The organism is Niallia sp. WK069_GA_01, from assembly GCF_983173855.1.
This window is the reverse complement of the sequence record NZ_OZ470138.1, coordinates 2,774,750-2,790,974: the sequence shown is the minus strand read 5'-3', so window position 1 is coordinate 2,790,974 and position 16,225 is coordinate 2,774,750. Positions and strand designations below refer to the sequence as shown.

Annotated in this window: 13 protein-coding genes; 7 read left to right on the top strand and 6 right to left on the bottom strand. The window is 34.5% G+C overall.

Features of this window, described 5'->3' with window-relative positions; translation table 11 throughout:
• Position 1 precedes the first annotated feature (1 nt).
• Positions 2-1,243, top strand: a complete 1,242-nt coding sequence (gene odhB / locus AC5LWL_RS13330; protein WP_493434751.1) for a 2-oxoglutarate dehydrogenase complex dihydrolipoyllysine-residue succinyltransferase — start codon at positions 2-4, stop codon at positions 1,241-1,243.
• 430 nt (positions 1,244-1,673) lie between these two features.
• Here the strand turns inward: odhB and AC5LWL_RS13325 are convergent, their stop codons facing one another.
• Both AC5LWL_RS13325 and sda read right to left on the bottom strand, forming a co-directional pair.
• A complete protein-coding gene (locus tag AC5LWL_RS13325; protein WP_493432573.1) occupies positions 1,674-2,816 on the bottom strand; it encodes an IS110 family RNA-guided transposase in 1,143 nt (380 codons plus the stop codon).
• 338 nt (positions 2,817-3,154) lie between these two features.
• Positions 3,155-3,286, bottom strand: a complete 132-nt coding sequence (sda, locus tag AC5LWL_RS13320; protein ID WP_493434750.1) for a sporulation histidine kinase inhibitor Sda — start codon at positions 3,284-3,286, stop codon at positions 3,155-3,157.
• A 430-nt stretch (positions 3,287-3,716) separates the two neighbouring features.
• Here sda and AC5LWL_RS13315 point away from each other — a divergent pair, with 430 nt between their 5' ends.
• The gene (locus AC5LWL_RS13315; RefSeq protein ID WP_493434749.1) at positions 3,717-3,917 is read left to right on the top strand and encodes a hypothetical protein; all 201 of its coding nucleotides are present in this window, start codon (positions 3,717-3,719) and stop codon (positions 3,915-3,917) included.
• A gap of 73 nt (positions 3,918-3,990) precedes the next feature.
• Positions 3,991-4,194, top strand: a complete 204-nt coding sequence (locus AC5LWL_RS13310) for a DUF6501 family protein (protein WP_493434748.1) — start codon at positions 3,991-3,993, stop codon at positions 4,192-4,194.
• 40 nt (positions 4,195-4,234) lie between these two features.
• On the opposite strand, the gene yidC is transcribed toward AC5LWL_RS13310, so the two are convergent.
• Both yidC and AC5LWL_RS13300 read right to left on the bottom strand, forming a co-directional pair.
• Positions 4,235-5,026, bottom strand: coding sequence for a membrane protein insertase YidC (yidC, locus tag AC5LWL_RS13305; protein WP_493434747.1), 792 nt, complete (start codon positions 5,024-5,026; stop codon positions 4,235-4,237).
• An 18-nt stretch (positions 5,027-5,044) separates the two neighbouring features.
• Positions 5,045-5,353, bottom strand: coding sequence for a hypothetical protein (locus AC5LWL_RS13300; protein ID WP_493434746.1), 309 nt, complete (start codon positions 5,351-5,353; stop codon positions 5,045-5,047).
• A 1,048-nt stretch (positions 5,354-6,401) separates the two neighbouring features.
• Here AC5LWL_RS13300 and AC5LWL_RS13295 point away from each other — a divergent pair.
• From AC5LWL_RS13295 to nadE, 3 genes are read left to right on the top strand one after another with little or no spacing between them, the layout of a single operon-like run.
• Positions 6,402-6,941: a cysteine hydrolase family protein gene (locus AC5LWL_RS13295; protein ID WP_493434745.1), complete on the top strand. Its 540-nt coding sequence runs from the start codon at positions 6,402-6,404 to the stop codon at positions 6,939-6,941.
• A gap of 31 nt (positions 6,942-6,972) precedes the next feature.
• Positions 6,973-8,430 carry a nicotinate phosphoribosyltransferase gene (locus AC5LWL_RS13290; protein WP_493434744.1) on the top strand — a complete coding sequence of 486 codons (1,458 nt, stop codon included), beginning with the start codon at positions 6,973-6,975 and terminating at the stop codon, positions 8,428-8,430.
• A gap of 19 nt (positions 8,431-8,449) precedes the next feature.
• Entirely contained in the window at positions 8,450-9,271 is an 822-nt protein-coding gene (gene nadE, locus AC5LWL_RS13285) for an NAD(+) synthase (RefSeq protein ID WP_493434743.1), read from the top strand.
• A gap of 47 nt (positions 9,272-9,318) precedes the next feature.
• Here nadE and pflA read toward each other — a convergent pair whose 3' ends face one another.
• On the bottom strand, positions 9,319-10,062 hold the full coding sequence (pflA, locus tag AC5LWL_RS13280; protein ID WP_493434742.1) for a pyruvate formate-lyase-activating protein: 744 nt from the start codon (positions 10,060-10,062) through the stop codon (positions 9,319-9,321).
• A gap of 552 nt (positions 10,063-10,614) precedes the next feature.
• The gene (gene pflB, locus AC5LWL_RS13275) at positions 10,615-12,855 is read right to left on the bottom strand and encodes a formate C-acetyltransferase (protein ID WP_493434741.1); all 2,241 of its coding nucleotides are present in this window, start codon (positions 12,853-12,855) and stop codon (positions 10,615-10,617) included.
• A 670-nt stretch (positions 12,856-13,525) separates the two neighbouring features.
• Between pflB and mprF the strand changes: the two genes are divergently transcribed.
• Entirely contained in the window at positions 13,526-16,054 is a 2,529-nt protein-coding gene (mprF, locus tag AC5LWL_RS13270; RefSeq protein WP_493434740.1) for a bifunctional lysylphosphatidylglycerol flippase/synthetase MprF, read from the top strand.
• Positions 16,055-16,225: the final 171 nt, after the last annotated feature.

Genomic DNA, 16,225 nt, shown 5'->3' with positions numbered 1-16,225 from the left:
AATGGCTGAAATTAAAGTACCAGAACTGGCTGAATCGATTACAGAAGGTACGATTGCACAATGGCTAAAAAAAACAGGCGAGTATGTGGAAAAAGGGGAATATCTTGTAGAGTTAGAAACAGATAAAGTAAATGTAGAAATTATTTCAGAGGAAAGCGGAATTTTACAAGAATTAAAGGCAAAAGAAGGCGATACGGTATTGGTTGGCGAGACGATTGCAATCGTTTCGGATGCTGCAAATGGGCAAGAAGAAAAGACTGCAACATCATCTGAAGCTTTACATAAAGAAGAAGTGGCGAAAAAGCAAGAAGTTGTTTCTGATGTTGTTTCTCCACTAAATAAACCGATTGCTTCACCAGCAGCAAGAAAAATGGCTAGAAGCAAAGGGATTGATTTAACGGAGATAACTGCTAGTGACCCACTTGGAAGACTTAGAGCACATGATATAGTGAAACATGAACAAGTGGAAAAAGAAGCAAAAAAATCAACTGCAGAACTGCAGCATCCTAAAAATACTGTTCCTCCAGTAGCAGCAGAAGACAAACGAGTGGAACGAATACGGATGACAAGAAGAAGACAAACAATAGCAAACAGGCTATTAGAAGTGCAGCAAAACACTGCGATGCTAACCACATTTAATGAAGTGGATATGACAAATATAATGCAATTAAGAGGACGTAGAAAGGATCAATTTCTAAAAGAAAATGATGTGAAATTAGGTTTTATGTCCTTTTTTACAAAAGCGGTTGTTGCCTGTTTAAAAAAAGCTCCCCTATTAAATGCTGAGATACAAGGAGATCAGATCCTGTTAAAAAAATACTATGATATCGGCATAGCAGTATCAACGGACGAAGGGTTAGTTGTTCCTGTACTTAGAGATGCAGATCGCAAAAACTTTGCAGAGATAGAAAATAATATAATGGATTTTGCCAATAAGGCAAGAAACAATAAATTATCATTGAATGATCTGCAAGGAGGGACATTTACGATTACAAATGGCGGTGTATTTGGCTCCCTTTTGTCAACACCTATCTTAAATGGACCGCAAGTAGGTATTTTAGGAATGCATAAAATCCAACTTCGTCCTGTTGCAATAGATGAGGAAAAGATGGAAAACCGGCCGATGATGTATTTAGCCTTATCCTATGATCATCGAATTATTGATGGGAAAGAGGCTGTAACCTTTTTAGCAAGAATCAAAACCTTGTTGGAAGATCCTGAATCATTATTGTTTGAAGCTTAAAAAGTATAAATCCAGATCTTTTTAGGGAAATGCAGATTGGTTTTACACCACTGCATTTTTTTATTTTAAGATCAGAAAGTATAAAATTTTTCAACTTAGTTGAGTGTCTAGCTCCAGCGCCTAGCCCCTGTGAAAGATAACCTCCTGACTCTAAAAGTAAAAAGCACTTTTTGAGTCAGGAGAACATTTTTCTTCGGGGCTTACCAAGGCGCTTGCGCTTTTTCTGTGAAAATAAAACGGGCGAGTGGCTATTCTGGGTATCTGTATAATACAGTAACGTGTTCTATTTGATAGGGCGGGTACAGGATTTTGGTGTAAAGAAAATCTTGAAGCGTGGACTTCTAGAAAAAAGACAATAGTAAAGAAAGGGTGTGACCTCAATTTTTTAAAAAAATCACAACCTTAATAGAGTATTGTAATGGAAGGTCGTCTAACCAGCTAGACGTGGTTCAGAGAAGTGTTGCTTATTAATAAATAGGGTATATATAATTCTTAAAACTTTATGTGCAATAGCCTGTAAAGCTTTTTTCTTTCCTCTTCTTGCAGATAGAGACCAAAAAACATTTGACATTGAGGTATTTTTCGACCTTGATATAGCCCAAGCAACCTCACAAAGAGCAGCTTTTATATGTGGGTTTCCTTGAACGCTTTTGGAACTTTTCTTTTTACCAGCACTTTCATTATTGCCAGGTGATACACCAGCCCAAGAAGCTAAATGTCTTGATGAAGGGAATTGGCTCATATCTGTTCCGATTTCCGCAATAATAACAGCAGCTGTGTGTTCCTTTATACCTGGGATAGATAAAAGTATTTCTTTTTCTTCTTGATAGGAATGAAGCAGGGTATCTATCCTATTTTCAAGTTCTTGAATGGAAGTTTCCAAATACATGATATGATTCCAAGAGCTTTTAATCATAAACATTTGATGTTCATTTAATGTTCCGAAAAGAGAATCGGAAATGGTATCAGCCTTCTTGCGGAGAGAATGATGGATATTGGCATCAACATCAGCCTTATCAAGGTATCCATTATCGACTAACTGTTTCAAAAGTTTACGTCCAGAAACCCCAAAGATATCAGAAATAACTGAACCAAGCTTTATGTTTGAACATTCGAGGACCTTTGAAATTCTATTTTTTTCAGCTGTTAAGTTACCAACCCATTTCTTGCGTAAACGGTTCAAATCTCTTAATTCCCGAAGATCTTGGGAAGGGACAAAGCTTTTTTCAATCAATCCATGACGAAGAAGCTTGGCAATCCATTCTGCATCTGAAACATCGGTCTTACGACCAGGAACGTTTTTAATACGTTGGGCATTGGCCACAGTAATATCGAAATATCCTTCAAGGATGTTGTATACCGGCTTCCAATAGATTCCGGTACTTTCCAGAGCAATGTGTGTAATTTGTTTTTCTTCTAACCACTTTAATAAATCAAATAAACTTTTGGTTAAAGTGGAAAAAGTCTTGGTTTCTTTTTGAATGGATTCATTATTAGTGCCAGTTAGGGCACAAACTACAATCTCTTTTTGATGAACATCCATTCCGGCACAATGGGTTAATAAAATGTCCAAATAAAACAACCTCCAAAGTAGTGTCTATGGAAAGTGGAATAAGCTTGGTCAAACAGCATTTTTCTGTACGTGATCATCCTCAAAAATTGAAGAGTCAACAAAGGGGTGTACACAAGGCAAATTCCAAACAGTTTCTTATACAGGGTCGAACCACCACAAAAGCGCACGTAAAGATTACTTCCCATAGCATTAATCAGTATGGAAAAATGGACAAAAAAGTAAAACCCCGGCTTAGAAAAAATTTTCATGCCGGGGTGTGAGTGTGAAATCATGTGTGTTTCTTATCTAAAAGATATAAAAAGCTGACTTGAAAAAGTCAGCTTTTTGTGAAAAACATTTTATCTTTTATGAGGTCTTAGTCCACGACGATTGATTTCATCTTTTAGTATAGAAACCCAGTCCTTTTCATTTCCGGCCTTTAATGCATCACGATAAGAGAAGATTAACTGTTCATTACTCATAATTTTCATTTTGCATTCCTCCTATAAAATGGATTGAATTTTCTAACAATTACATCATAACCTATTTTTCACTCTATGAAAAGTAATAACCTAAAATGATAGAAAAATAGGTAGTTTGTAATAGAATATTATTAAATGGTGTAGACACCCATGCAACAAATTATTGCTAATCAATGGAGCGTTGATTTTCTTAGAAGAAAGGATAAAATTTTGAACTTAGATGAGTGTTTAGCAAGCCCCTATTTATAAGGAAAAAAAACACCCAAAAGATTAATCAATCATCCTTTTCTCATTGCTCTAAACCAAGTTACGGCAATACATGAAGAAGAATGTATAACTGCGAAGTTTGAGTAATAAAATAAAAATCTTTCTAATATGTTTACGTCATTTATTATCCAGGGTATAGAATGAACGAGCATCTTAGAAAGTAGGGAAAGAAATGAAGATTCAACTAGAAAATAAATTTTATGATGTTTACCATGAAAATAAGGTATATACGAATTTACAATTTAGAAGATTGGATTGGATTGATGGTGTCTGCTATATTACTTTTCAGCAATCGATAAGTAGTGAATGGTTTACATTTGAACAAAATAAAATCTATTTATCTTCTGGAAAAGAGATAAATTTAGTTTCTTAAACAGAAGTATGTTGCATAGCTTATCCTATTCCCTTTATACTATAGAAGATAAAGGAAAGGGGTTCTAATAATCATGATACATCTGAACTGGGAACATAAACAAACCGTAAAAACTGTAAAATGTATACATACAGATGCAAAAAAATATATCGTTAACAGAGTCTTAACAGAAGGCAAAACATACGAAGTAAAAAATGAAACAGAGGAATTTTATTTCATTGTAGATAATTCTGGCAAAGTCGGTGGATTCTATAAAGATTATTTTCAGGATATCTAAAAAAAAGGAGAAAACTTTTCATGTTTTCTCCTTTTTTCTTTTATTTTTCTGTACTGACTTTATTTGTAGCTGTTGTTGGTGGATATAATTTTCTGCCTAACATAGATTGAAGGATTAAAAAACTTCCTCCGACTGTCCAATAAAGTGGCAAAGCTGCCGGGGCATTTAATGACACCATTACAATCATGATAGGTGAAAGCAGTCCCATAAATTTCATTTGTTTCTGCTGTTCTTCAGGCAGTGTATTTTGAGAAACTTTAAACTGAAAATAATAAACAATTCCTGCGAGTGCAGTTAATACAAGATCAGAATGTCCTAGATTAAACCAAAGGAATGAATGGGAAGCAATTTCAGCAGAACCGCGTATTGCATAATAAAATCCCATCAGTATTGGCATTTGAATAAGCATTGGCAAGCAACCCATATTTAACGGATTTACGCCATGTGTTTTATAAAGATCCATTGTTTCTCGCTGTAATTGCTGTTGTTCTTTTGGATCTTTTGTTGTTTTTAATTTTTTTTGAATTTTATCCATTTCTGGTTTCAATTTAGCCATTTTTTCTTTCATTGTTTGCTGCTTTTTATATTGCTTTAACATAAGCGGCATTAAGATTAATCGGATTATTAAAGTGATTAAAATAATCGCTAATCCAAAGCTTCCGTTAAATAACATAGCAGTATTATGAATTAAAGAAGCAAATGGTTCCACTACAACATTATGAAAAAAACCATCGCCTTTTCCAGTTTGTGCAGTTGAAGAACAAGCCGATAATAATAGAGTAGTAATGGTAACAAGCAAGATTAAAAATAGTTGTTTAGATGACTTTTTCATAAAAATTCCTCCGTTTTGTTAAAAGTTTAAATTGGGTAAAATGGAGGAATTAGGTTTCTCAGGGTCATCTACTGAGCTTTGCATTCTTTTTCTTATATTTTTACAAATCCAATGTAAAATTGGCGTGTTGTATTTTTGTACATTAATATTAATAGTTGCAATATTAGCTTGAAAGTTGATGCTGCTTTCAGATGCTAAAAATTTATCATTTACAGTATTTTGTAAATTCCAATCCCAAAAATATTTAACCATTAAACCAACCAATATAGTAAAGTAAATGGTTTGATAACTTGGTATGTTTGTTATATCTATTATAAATTCAAACATTTATACACCTCAATTAGTATTCAGCATTAAAATTATATCGAAAAAAACGATGAAAAGCAATGAACATGGTGGACAATAAAAGGATGATTTTATAAAACAAGGCAATATTGTGACGGTTATCATATAGTTAATTCATGATAGTTTGATTCGTTTTGTTTAAACTAATTATAATTACTCAAACTTCGCACCTTCGAATTCGTTTGCAAATCTTGATAGGACTCTTTTAAGAACAATAAAATGGGAGGTTTGTTTTTTATTGTGGGGGTTGCTTTCCACTACGGGTTGCTTCGCTTTCCGCGGGGTGGGATCTGAGCCTCCTCGGCGTTGCCTTGCGGGGTCTCAGCCTTCCCACATTTCCCGCAGGAGTCTTCGCACCCTCCGTTACAAGCAACTTGTTTTAGAATACGTTCTTGTCTTCGAATTTCATTACAAGGTATGATGACTAAACACTAGTAGCGTTAATTTTTTATGTTTATTATTCAACGTTGTTCTCCCAAAATGTGCACTTTTAGACTATATCTATCTATAAGATGGATGTTTTCACTAGTTCAACGACAGCAACTAATGAATCAAAACGGCTTGATTGAAGTGTAAGGTGCGAGACTCCTGTGGGCTCATCACACGCCCCACGGAAAGCAAGCCCCAATTTATAAGGGATAATCTTTGCAAAAAACACCTAAAAAAACGAATCAATCATCCTTTTCTTATTGCTCTAAACCAAGTTATGCTAATACATGAAGAGGAATTTATAACTGCGAAGTTTGAGATAATTAGTTGAAAAATAAAGAAACTTAATTATTGAAATAGATTGTGATTGAATAATGATGAAAAGAATGGAAAAATAAAAGAAATTTCGATATAATTACTTCCATCAGGCTGTCGATAAACGTTTTTTTATAAAGCAGAATGAGGGATGCCGCAAAGCTGCTTGCTAAATATGTATGATAAGATAGGAATGATAGATTCTATGTATTATGCAACTAGAATTAAAAAAGTTTATTCCTTTTTGAAACGCATTATTAACATGAAAACAGCGGGAGGCAAATAGGTGAAGGCGTTAATTAATATTGATTACACATATGATTTTGTTGAAGGGAAATTACCTTGTGGAGAACCTGCCATTAGAATAGAGCAAGAAATTTCTGCCATCACAAAAAGATTTATCAATCAAGGAGATTTCACGGTCTTTGCCATCGATATACATACAGAAGAAGATCCATATCATCCTGAGTCTAAACTATTTCCTCCTCATAATATTAGGGGGACAAGTGGAAGGGATTTATACGGATCACTACAAAAGGTTTATACAGAAGCATGCATGCTGCCCAACGTTTATTGGATGAATAAAACAAGATATAGTGCATTTGCTGGTACAGATCTTCATATAAAGCTGAGGGAGAGAAATATCACGGAATTATATATGGTTGGAGTTTGTACAGATATTTGTCTGCTTCATACGGCTATAGATGCTTTTAATAATGGCTATCAGATATATGTTTTCGAAAAAGCAGTGGCTTCTTTTAATGAGAGTGGCCATAAGTGGGCATTGCAGCATTTTAAAGATGTTTTAGGTGCGACAATTTTATAAAGGATGTAATTGGAGTTTTGGGAGGACAAACATGAGTTACAAATATGAAGATGATAGTTTAATGTTACATACAGATCTGTACCAAATTAATATGGCAGAGACATATTGGGAAGATGGAATAGCAGAGAAAAATGCTGTGTTTGAAGCTTACTTTCGCAAGTTGCCATTTAATAATGGCTATGCTGTTTTTGCTGGATTAGAAAGAATCATCGAATATTTACAAAATTTACGTTTTACAGAAAGCGATCTGCACTATTTAAAAAAAGAAGGATTTAAAGATGATTTTCTAGAATACTTAAAGGATCTTCGCTTCACTGGAAATTTACGATCTGTTGCTGAAGGAGAAATAGTTTTTGCCAATGAACCATTAATTAGAGTAGAAGCACCACTTGCTCAAGCGCAGATCATTGAAACAGCTATCCTTAACATTGTGAATTATCAAACATTGATTGCTACGAAGGCGTCAAGAATAAAAAATGTTATCGGTGATGGCGTAGTGATGGAATTCGGTAGCAGAAGGGCGCATGAGTTGGATGCAGCACTTTGGGGAACAAGAGCCGCATTTATAGGTGGTTTTGGATCTACTTCCAATGTTAGAGCAGGAAAACTTTTTGGTATGCCTATTTCAGGTACACATGCTCATTCTATGATTCAGGCTTACCGAGATGAATATACAGCGTTTCACAAATATGCAAGACGGCACAAAGACTGTGTCTTTTTAGTAGATACATACGATACGTTAAGGTCTGGGGTCCCAACGGCTATAAAAGTAGCAAAGGAACTAGGAGACAGCATAAACTTTATCGGGATAAGACTTGATAGCGGTGATCTTGCTTATTTATCAAAAGAAGCAAGGAAAATGCTGGATGAAGCAGGGTTTTATGATACAAAAATTGTGGCAAGCAATGATTTAGATGAATATACCATTATGAATTTAAAGGCACAAGGGGCTAGAATTGATGTTTGGGGAATAGGAACAAAGTTAATTACTGCTTTTGACCAGCCAGCTTTAGGTGGTGTATATAAATTAGTATCCATTGAAGATGAAGCTGGAGTGATGCAGGATACGATTAAAATTAGTGGGAATCCTGAAAAGGTTACAACCCCTGGTTTGAAAAAAGTGTACCGAATTATTAATAGTATAAATCAAAAGTCAGAAGGGGATTATATTTGTTTAGAATCCGAACAGCCAGAAAAACAAGAACGTTTAAAAATGTTTCATCCCACCCATACGTATATTAGTAAATTTGTTACTAATTTTATAGCAAAAGACATTCATGAAGACATAGTGAAAAATGGTAAATTAGTATATGAAACGCCGGATATATTTACGATTCAAAAATACGCAGAAAAAAATCTTGCTATATTATGGGATGAGTATAAGCGTTCCTTAAATCCGGAAGAATACCCAGTTGATTTAAGTCCATTATGCTGGGAAAATAAAATGAAGCATTTGGATAAAGTGAAAAAAACATTAAAAAACAAGTGAATTTAAGGAGGAATTTGACATGAGTGTACAAAAGGAAATAATGGAAGCATTAAATGTACAAGCAGAAATTAATCCAAAAGAGGAAATAAATAAACGTGTCACTTTTTTAAAGGAATATGTAAAAAAAGCAAAAGCAAAGGGTTTTGTACTTGGAATAAGTGGTGGACAAGATTCCTCACTTGCAGGAAGATTAGCACAATTAGCTGTTGAACAGCTTCGTGAAGAAGGATATGAGGCAACTTTTATTGCAGTTCGCTTGCCATATGGTATACAGGCAGATGAAGAAGATGCAAAACGTGCTCTTCAGTTTATTCAAGCTGATAAGGAATATGTGTTTAATGTAAAAGAACCAGTAGATGAGTTAAAAGAAGTGTATGACAAAATGACAACAGGAGAACCACTAGCGGATTATCACAAAGGGAATGTAAAAGCTAGAATGCGCATGATTGCTCAATATTCTATTGGTGGACAAGAAAATCTACTGGTAGTTGGAACAGACCATGCTGCAGAAGCGGTAACAGGATTCTTCACAAAATATGGTGATGGTGGAGCAGACATTTTGCCATTAACAGGTTTAAGCAAACGTCAAGGCAAACAGTTGTTAAAAGAATTAAATGCAGAAGAAAGAATTTATATGAAAGTTCCAACTGCAGATTTATTAGACGGCAATCCAGGACAAGCTGATGAAACAGAGTTGGGAATTACATATGATCAATTAGATGACTATTTAGAAGGTAAAGAAGTACCAGTTGAAGTTTCAGAAAAAATTGAAGCGCGTTATTTAATTACAGAACATAAACGTCAAGTTCCTGTTTCTATGTTTGATAATTGGTGGAAATAATAAGACAAAGCAATAAAAACACAAGAGGTATTATACCTCTTGTGTTTTTATTGCTTTTGTGTAGAGTTTTTTGTCAGCATTGTATAAGCAAAATCTACAGAAGCTTCACTTGGTGGATCAATATTTTTTAATGGGTATTCAAAGCCTAGTGCTTCCCATTTATAAACGCCAAGTTTATGGTATGGAAGAATATCAATTTTTTCCACATTAGATAGAGTAGATATAAACTCCCCGAGATTGCGTAAATCTTCTTCATTGTCATTAATCGTTGGAACAAGTACATGTCTTATCCATACGGGTATTTTTTTATCTGATAAAAGTTTAGCGAAAGATAAAATATGTTTATTGCCCATGCCTGTTAACGAGATATGTTTTTTTCGATTAATATGTTTTAAATCCAATAATATTAAATCGGTATATTGTAATAATTCCTGCAATGATTGTTGAAACTGTGGAGCTGTTGAATAGCAGCCGCCGGATGAGTCTATTGTAGTATGAATTCCAACTTTCTTGCACTCTTTAAATAATTCAATTAAAAATGGTATTTGAAGCAGTGGTTCGCCGCCGCTAACCGTAATACCACCGCCAGAAGCTTCAATAAAAGGAAGGTATGATTGTAGATCATCCATAATTTCTTTCACGGACATTTGCTTTCCTGTCCCGATTTCCCATGTATCCGCATTATGGCAAAATTGACAGCGAAGTAAGCATCCTTGTGTAAAAACAACATAGCGTATACCGGGTCCGTCAACCGTGCCGAAAGTTTCGATTGAATGAATATTGCCGTTCATGATTGATTTCCTCCTTTATTGTAAAGCAACTAGCGGGTATTACTAGATTATTTTAAAGTGGCTACTCTGAAAACAGCTTTGGCTCTCTCGAATAATCCGCAGTCAGAATACACTTCGCTTTCCATGGAGCGAGCGGTGAGCCTCCTCGGAGTAAACTCCTGCGGGGTCTCACCTGTCTCGCAAATCCCATAGGAGTCTTCGTGTATTCTGACTGCTCCCTGCTTGTAAATTTAAGAAATTTGCTTCTTTTCATGTGCCATGGTGCAAAATTTATTGCATGAGTGGCTACCTGAAAACAGCTTTGGTTCTCTCCGTAAGTCCGCAGTCAGAATATACTTTTCTTTCAGCTGGGATACGCAGGAGCCCCCTCGGAGCATGCTCCTGCGTTGTGTGTGTCTGGCTGCTTTTTGTTTATAGAAAGGAAAAGCAGCAGTTTGCTACAGGTGGTGCGGATTTCTAATTAACGGAGTTTCAATTGGGTCAATTGAAACTCCGTTTGGATGAAAAAAAGGGAAGAGGGGAGGGTGCCACTTTTCCCTTTTTTTGTATTAATTACATAGATTCATGGAATGTACGGTTAATAACATCTGTTTGTTGCTCACGTGTTAATTTAATAAAGTTAACTGCATATCCAGAAACACGAATGGTTAATTGTGGATATAATTCTGGGTGTTCCATTGCATCTAAAAGTGTTTCTCTATTAAACACGTTTACGTTTAAATGATGTCCTGATTTTGCAGCATAACCATCTAAAATGGATACTAAATTGCTTGAACGAGCATCTTCTTCTTTTCCAAGTGCTTTTGGAACGATAGAGAATGTGTTAGAAATACCATCTAATGAAGATTCATATGGCAGCTTAGCAACAGAAGAAAGAGATGCAAGTGTACCTTTTGTATCACGGCCATGCATAGGGTTAGCTCCTGGTGCAAATGGTTCTCCAGCACGACGGCCGTCCGGTGTATTACCTGTTTTCTTCCCATAAACCACATTGGATGTGATGGTTAAGATTGACATTGTATGAAGAGAATTACGATATGTTCCATGTTTACGCAATTTTTTCATAAAGTTTTCTACAAGACCAATAGCAATGTCGTCTACTCTATCATCGTTGTTTCCGTATTTAGGGTATTCACCTTCTGTTTCAAAGTCAACAGCAATGCCATTTTCATCTCTGATTACTTTGACTTTAGCGTGTTTGATAGCACTCAAGGAATCAGCAACAACGCTTAAACCAGCAATACCTGTTGCCATTGTACGAAGTATTTCTGTGTCATGTAATGCCATTTCAATTCTTTCATAGCTATATTTATCATGCATGTAATGAATAACATTCAAAGTGTTGATATAAAGTCCTGCTAACCATTCCATCATATTGTTGAATTTTTCCATTACTTCATCGTACTCAAGATATTCAGATGTAATAGGAGCAAAGGTAGGACCTACTTGGATTTTTAATTTTTCATCTTTACCACCATTAATAGCATATAATAGACATTTCGCTAAATTTGCACGTGCTCCGAAGAACTGCATTTGTTTTCCGATTTCCATTGCAGACACGCAGCAGGCAATACCATAATCATCGCCCCATTGAGGTTTCATGATATCATCATTTTCGTATTGAATAGAACTAGTTTGAATAGACATTTGCGCACAGAATTTTTTAAAATCCTCAGGAAGCTGTGTAGACCATAAAACAGTTAAGTTTGGTTCTGGCGCTGGACCAAGGTTATCAAGTGTATGAAGGAAGCGGAATGAATTCTTTGTTACTAAAGGTCTTCCATCATTCGCCATGCCGCCAATAGATTCTGTTACCCAAGTAGGGTCACCACTGAATAAGTCATTATAATCAGGTGTACGTGCAAATTTTACTAAACGTAGTTTCATAATAAAATGATCTACAATTTCTTGAACTTCTTTTTCTGTTAATACGCCATTCTCTAAATCTCTTTCAATATAAATATCTAAGAAAGTAGACACACGGCCTAAACTCATTGCAGCGCCATTCTGTTCTTTAATTGCAGCAAGGTAACCAAGGTATAACCATTGAAACGCTTCCAAAGTGTTCGCCGCAGGACGAGAAAGATCAAAGCCATAGCTAGCACCTAATTGTTTTAATTCGTTTAAAGCACGAAGTTGTTCTGAAATTTCTTCTCTTAAACGGATATTATCCTCAGACATTACGGAACTTGTTGCTTTTTTATCGTTTTGTTTTTCTTGGATTAAGAAGTCAACTCCATAAAGCGCAACTCGTCTGTAGTCACCAATAATTCTTCCGCGTCCATATGCATCAGGAAGGCCGGTGATGATTGCTGCTTTTCTTGCAAGTCTCATCTCATCTGTATAAGCATCAAATACTCCAGCATTATGAGTTTTGCGATGTTCGGAAAAAAATTGTTCTAGTTCTTCACTTGCTTTATAACCGTATGATTCACAAGCTGATACGGCCATTCTAATTCCGCCATTTGGCTGGAAGGAACGTTTGAAAGGAACGTCCGTTTGTACACCAACAATTTTTTCTTTTGCTTTATCTAAATATCCAGGTCCATGTGAAACAATCGTTGAAACAATATCAGTATCTAGGTCGTAAACTCCACCTTTGTCGCGTTCTTCTTTTGAAAGCGCTAATACTTGTTCCCATAGTTCAGTAGTTTCTAAAGTAGGGCCAGATAAAAAAGTTGAATCTCCATAATAAGGTTTAAAGTTTTTTAAGATGAAATCACGAACATTTACTTCTTTATTCCATGCTCCATTTTTAAAACCTTTCCAGTAGTTAGCTTCCACTTTTTCCATTATAATCACCTCATCATTTTATAAGAAAACTATATAACAGAGTGTTAATTTCTTTCTAAAATAACTATAACAGAATTAATGTGATATTATTCACAAAAATATGTACATCTTGCGAATATTCTGTGTCTGAAATGTGAACTGCCCATTGTTACAGCGTTTGCGGGACATGGATAAAAATGTATTTATAACAAAAAATAGTTATTTCGAAAACTGTTATATAAATTTCATGAAAAAAATGATAACTGTTATATAATAATTTGTAAGCGGTTTACTTAATTTGGTTTTTTCTCTATTTTAATTTGAATAGTTTAAAAGATTTTAAGCAATAATAAGGAGTAAAAAGTGTGTATATCCTCGAATACAAATGAACCTCCAAACAAACAGGATGCTCTTTTGAGAGGTGTCTATTACGATCTCTGCTCAGATGGTGTGACCGATAACTGGGGAATGTTGAATCGGCTTCCCATACAGAAAGTTTCGGAAAAGCAAATAAACTTATGCTTAAAAAGTGCTATTTTGTGCTTTTAAAACATAAGTTTTGGTGTTGATTCTTAAAATCTGTTGTAAATTTTACCTTTTGGGTTTGCGATATAGCTATTTTACGTTATGATAGGGGAGGTCTGTTCTTTCAAAACTACTGAAGATATAAGCAATATGAGAGGTGAAAAAGATGTCGTTCTTTTCTAAAGATCGGTTATTTTTATTAGTTAAACTGTTATTTCCAATTACTTTATTGTTATTGGTTTCATTAGAACTGCGAGAAATGTTTTTATCAATAGATACGAACTTATTAATGAAGTATTTAGACAAGCTAAGTCCTGTTTCCATCCTATATATAGTGGTTGGTGGATTTATAGCGATATCTCCTATGTTATTTTATGATGTTATTTTAAGGAAACAGTTACAAGTAAGTATCCCGATAAAAAGTTTAAGCAAGTATTCCTTAATAAGTAATTCATTTTCCAATTTACTTGGTTTTGGAGGCTTAATTGGGGTTGCTTTAAGAAGCTTTTTTTATAAAAAGTACGAAGCTGATAAAAGAGTACTCCTTAAAGGAATTGCATCTGTAACCTTGTTTTATTTATCAGGGATCAGCATTTTTGCGTGGCTTGTTTATTTTGACGGCTGGGACATGCCTTTAATTAAAAACCATCATTTCTTATTTATTTCAGTTGTGATTGTCAGTTTAATATTCCCAATGATAATTGCTGGTTTTTTTATTAAAAAGACGAAATTACATACGTTGATTAATTCGCCAAAGCTTGCAGTTCAGTTAATTGCAGCCTCTTTGGCAGAATGGCTGTTCGTTTTTCTATATTTATATTCATTGGCTTGTTTGATGCAATTACCTGTTTCAACATGGGATTTTTTGAAAATTTTCTTAATAGCTGTTAGTGCAGGAATTGTTAGCATGATTCCAGGTGGGATTGGAAGCTTTGATTTAGTATTTTTATGGGGATTCGATTATTTAGGAGTTTCTACTGAAAAGTTAATTGTCGTACTTCTTTTATATCGGATAGGATATTATTTTGTGCCATTCTTAGCAGGAATTCTTTTGTTTTTTCGAGACTTGTGGAAAAAATGGAATACTTATTGGAATGATATTCCAAAAACAATTACGGAGAATATCAGTCATTTTTTTCTAACTATTTTAGTATTTGCTTCAGGAATAATCCTTCTAGTTTCAGCTGCATTGCCTGGCATTTTGACAAGACTGCAAATTTCGCAAGAATTATTAAGTATGGAGGTGATGAATTTTACCCACCATGTTTCCGTTGGTACTGGGTTTGTTCTTTTAGGTCTTGCCAGAGGAATAGAGTATAGAGAAAAAAGAACATATCACCTTACATTATTCGTTCTTGGAATTGCTGCGATATCGACCTTTTTAAAAGGTTTGGATTACGAAGAGGCATTAGTCCTTGTCAGTGTTATTATTTTGCTCGTTTTATCGAAGGGGAGATTTTATCGAGAGAGTTTTGTTTTAACATGGGGGAAAATTATTTTTGACATTTGTGTCATAGCTCTATTTACATTTGGATACCTTTGGTTAGGGTACTTAAGCTTACCTTCAAGCCATCATAAAGTTCCATCATTTATTGCACCATATGTATTATTAAATGCAGAAAGTTTATTTGCTAGTGCTGCTATTGGACTCTTTATTGCCTTTATGATTATAATGCTAGGATATTTTATTAAAAAGCCGAAAAATTGGGTGAAAGTCCATTCTAAAACTGTGGAAAATGAGATTATTGATCATCTAAATACGTATAAAGGCACAACAGTGTCTCACTTAATCTTTTTACATGATAAATATGTAATTTGGAGTAAGAATAAAAAGGTTTTATTTTCCTATCAAACATATGCTGATAAATTGATTGTGTTAGGAGATCCGATTGGTGAGGAAGCTTACTTTTTAAAAGCTATTGAGGAATTGTATGAAAAAGCAGATACGTATGGATATACACCAGTTTTTTATCAAACAAGCAAATCGATGCTCCCATTTTTACATGGAAATGGATATGACTTTTTTAAACTGGGTGAGGAAGGGCATGTGAATATAAGTCAATTTTCTTTAACAGGAAAAAAGATGAAAAATCAACGAGCTTTAAAAAACAAGTTTGAAAGGGAAGGCTATCAAGTTCTTGTTTCCACACCTCCGCATGATAACCATCTCATTAATCAATTAAAGTATGTTAGTGATGAATGGCTGCAAGGAAGATTGGAAAAGGGGTTTTCTCTTGGTTTTTTCGATCAAGCTTATTTAAATACACTTTGTATTGTGTATGTGAAGGATGAAGAGGGAAAAATAAATGCTTTTTTAAGTTTAGATCCAACTAATAACAAAGAAATATATTCAGTAGACTTAATGAGGAGTTTGCCAAAGGCACCTCCTGGAGTAATGGATTTTTTATTTTTACACATGTTTGAGTATCTTAAAGAAAGAAATGTAGGTTATTGTAATCTGGGAATGGCCCCACTTTCTAATCTAGGTGTTTCAAAATTTTCTTTCTTAAGTGAAAAAATAGCTGATCAAATATTTCATCATGGCCATGCTTTTTACCATTTTCAAGGACTAAGAAATTTTAAAAATAAATATTGTAATATATGGGAACCGAAATATTTAGCCTATCGAAAGAAATCTTCGTTACCTTTTACATCAGCCCAAGTAACAATGCTAGTAGCAAAAAAGCGTTCCTAAAAATAAGCTGAAATCTTCCTTGCATGGAGCAGATCTCTTTAAACTTAGAGAGAAAAAGCTGATTGTATGAGAAGATTCAGTTTTTTTGTGTATAAAGAACTATTAAGAATAAAATGTATAGATAATTATTACTATATAATCACAAAAATTTCAATTGTATAACAATTAATC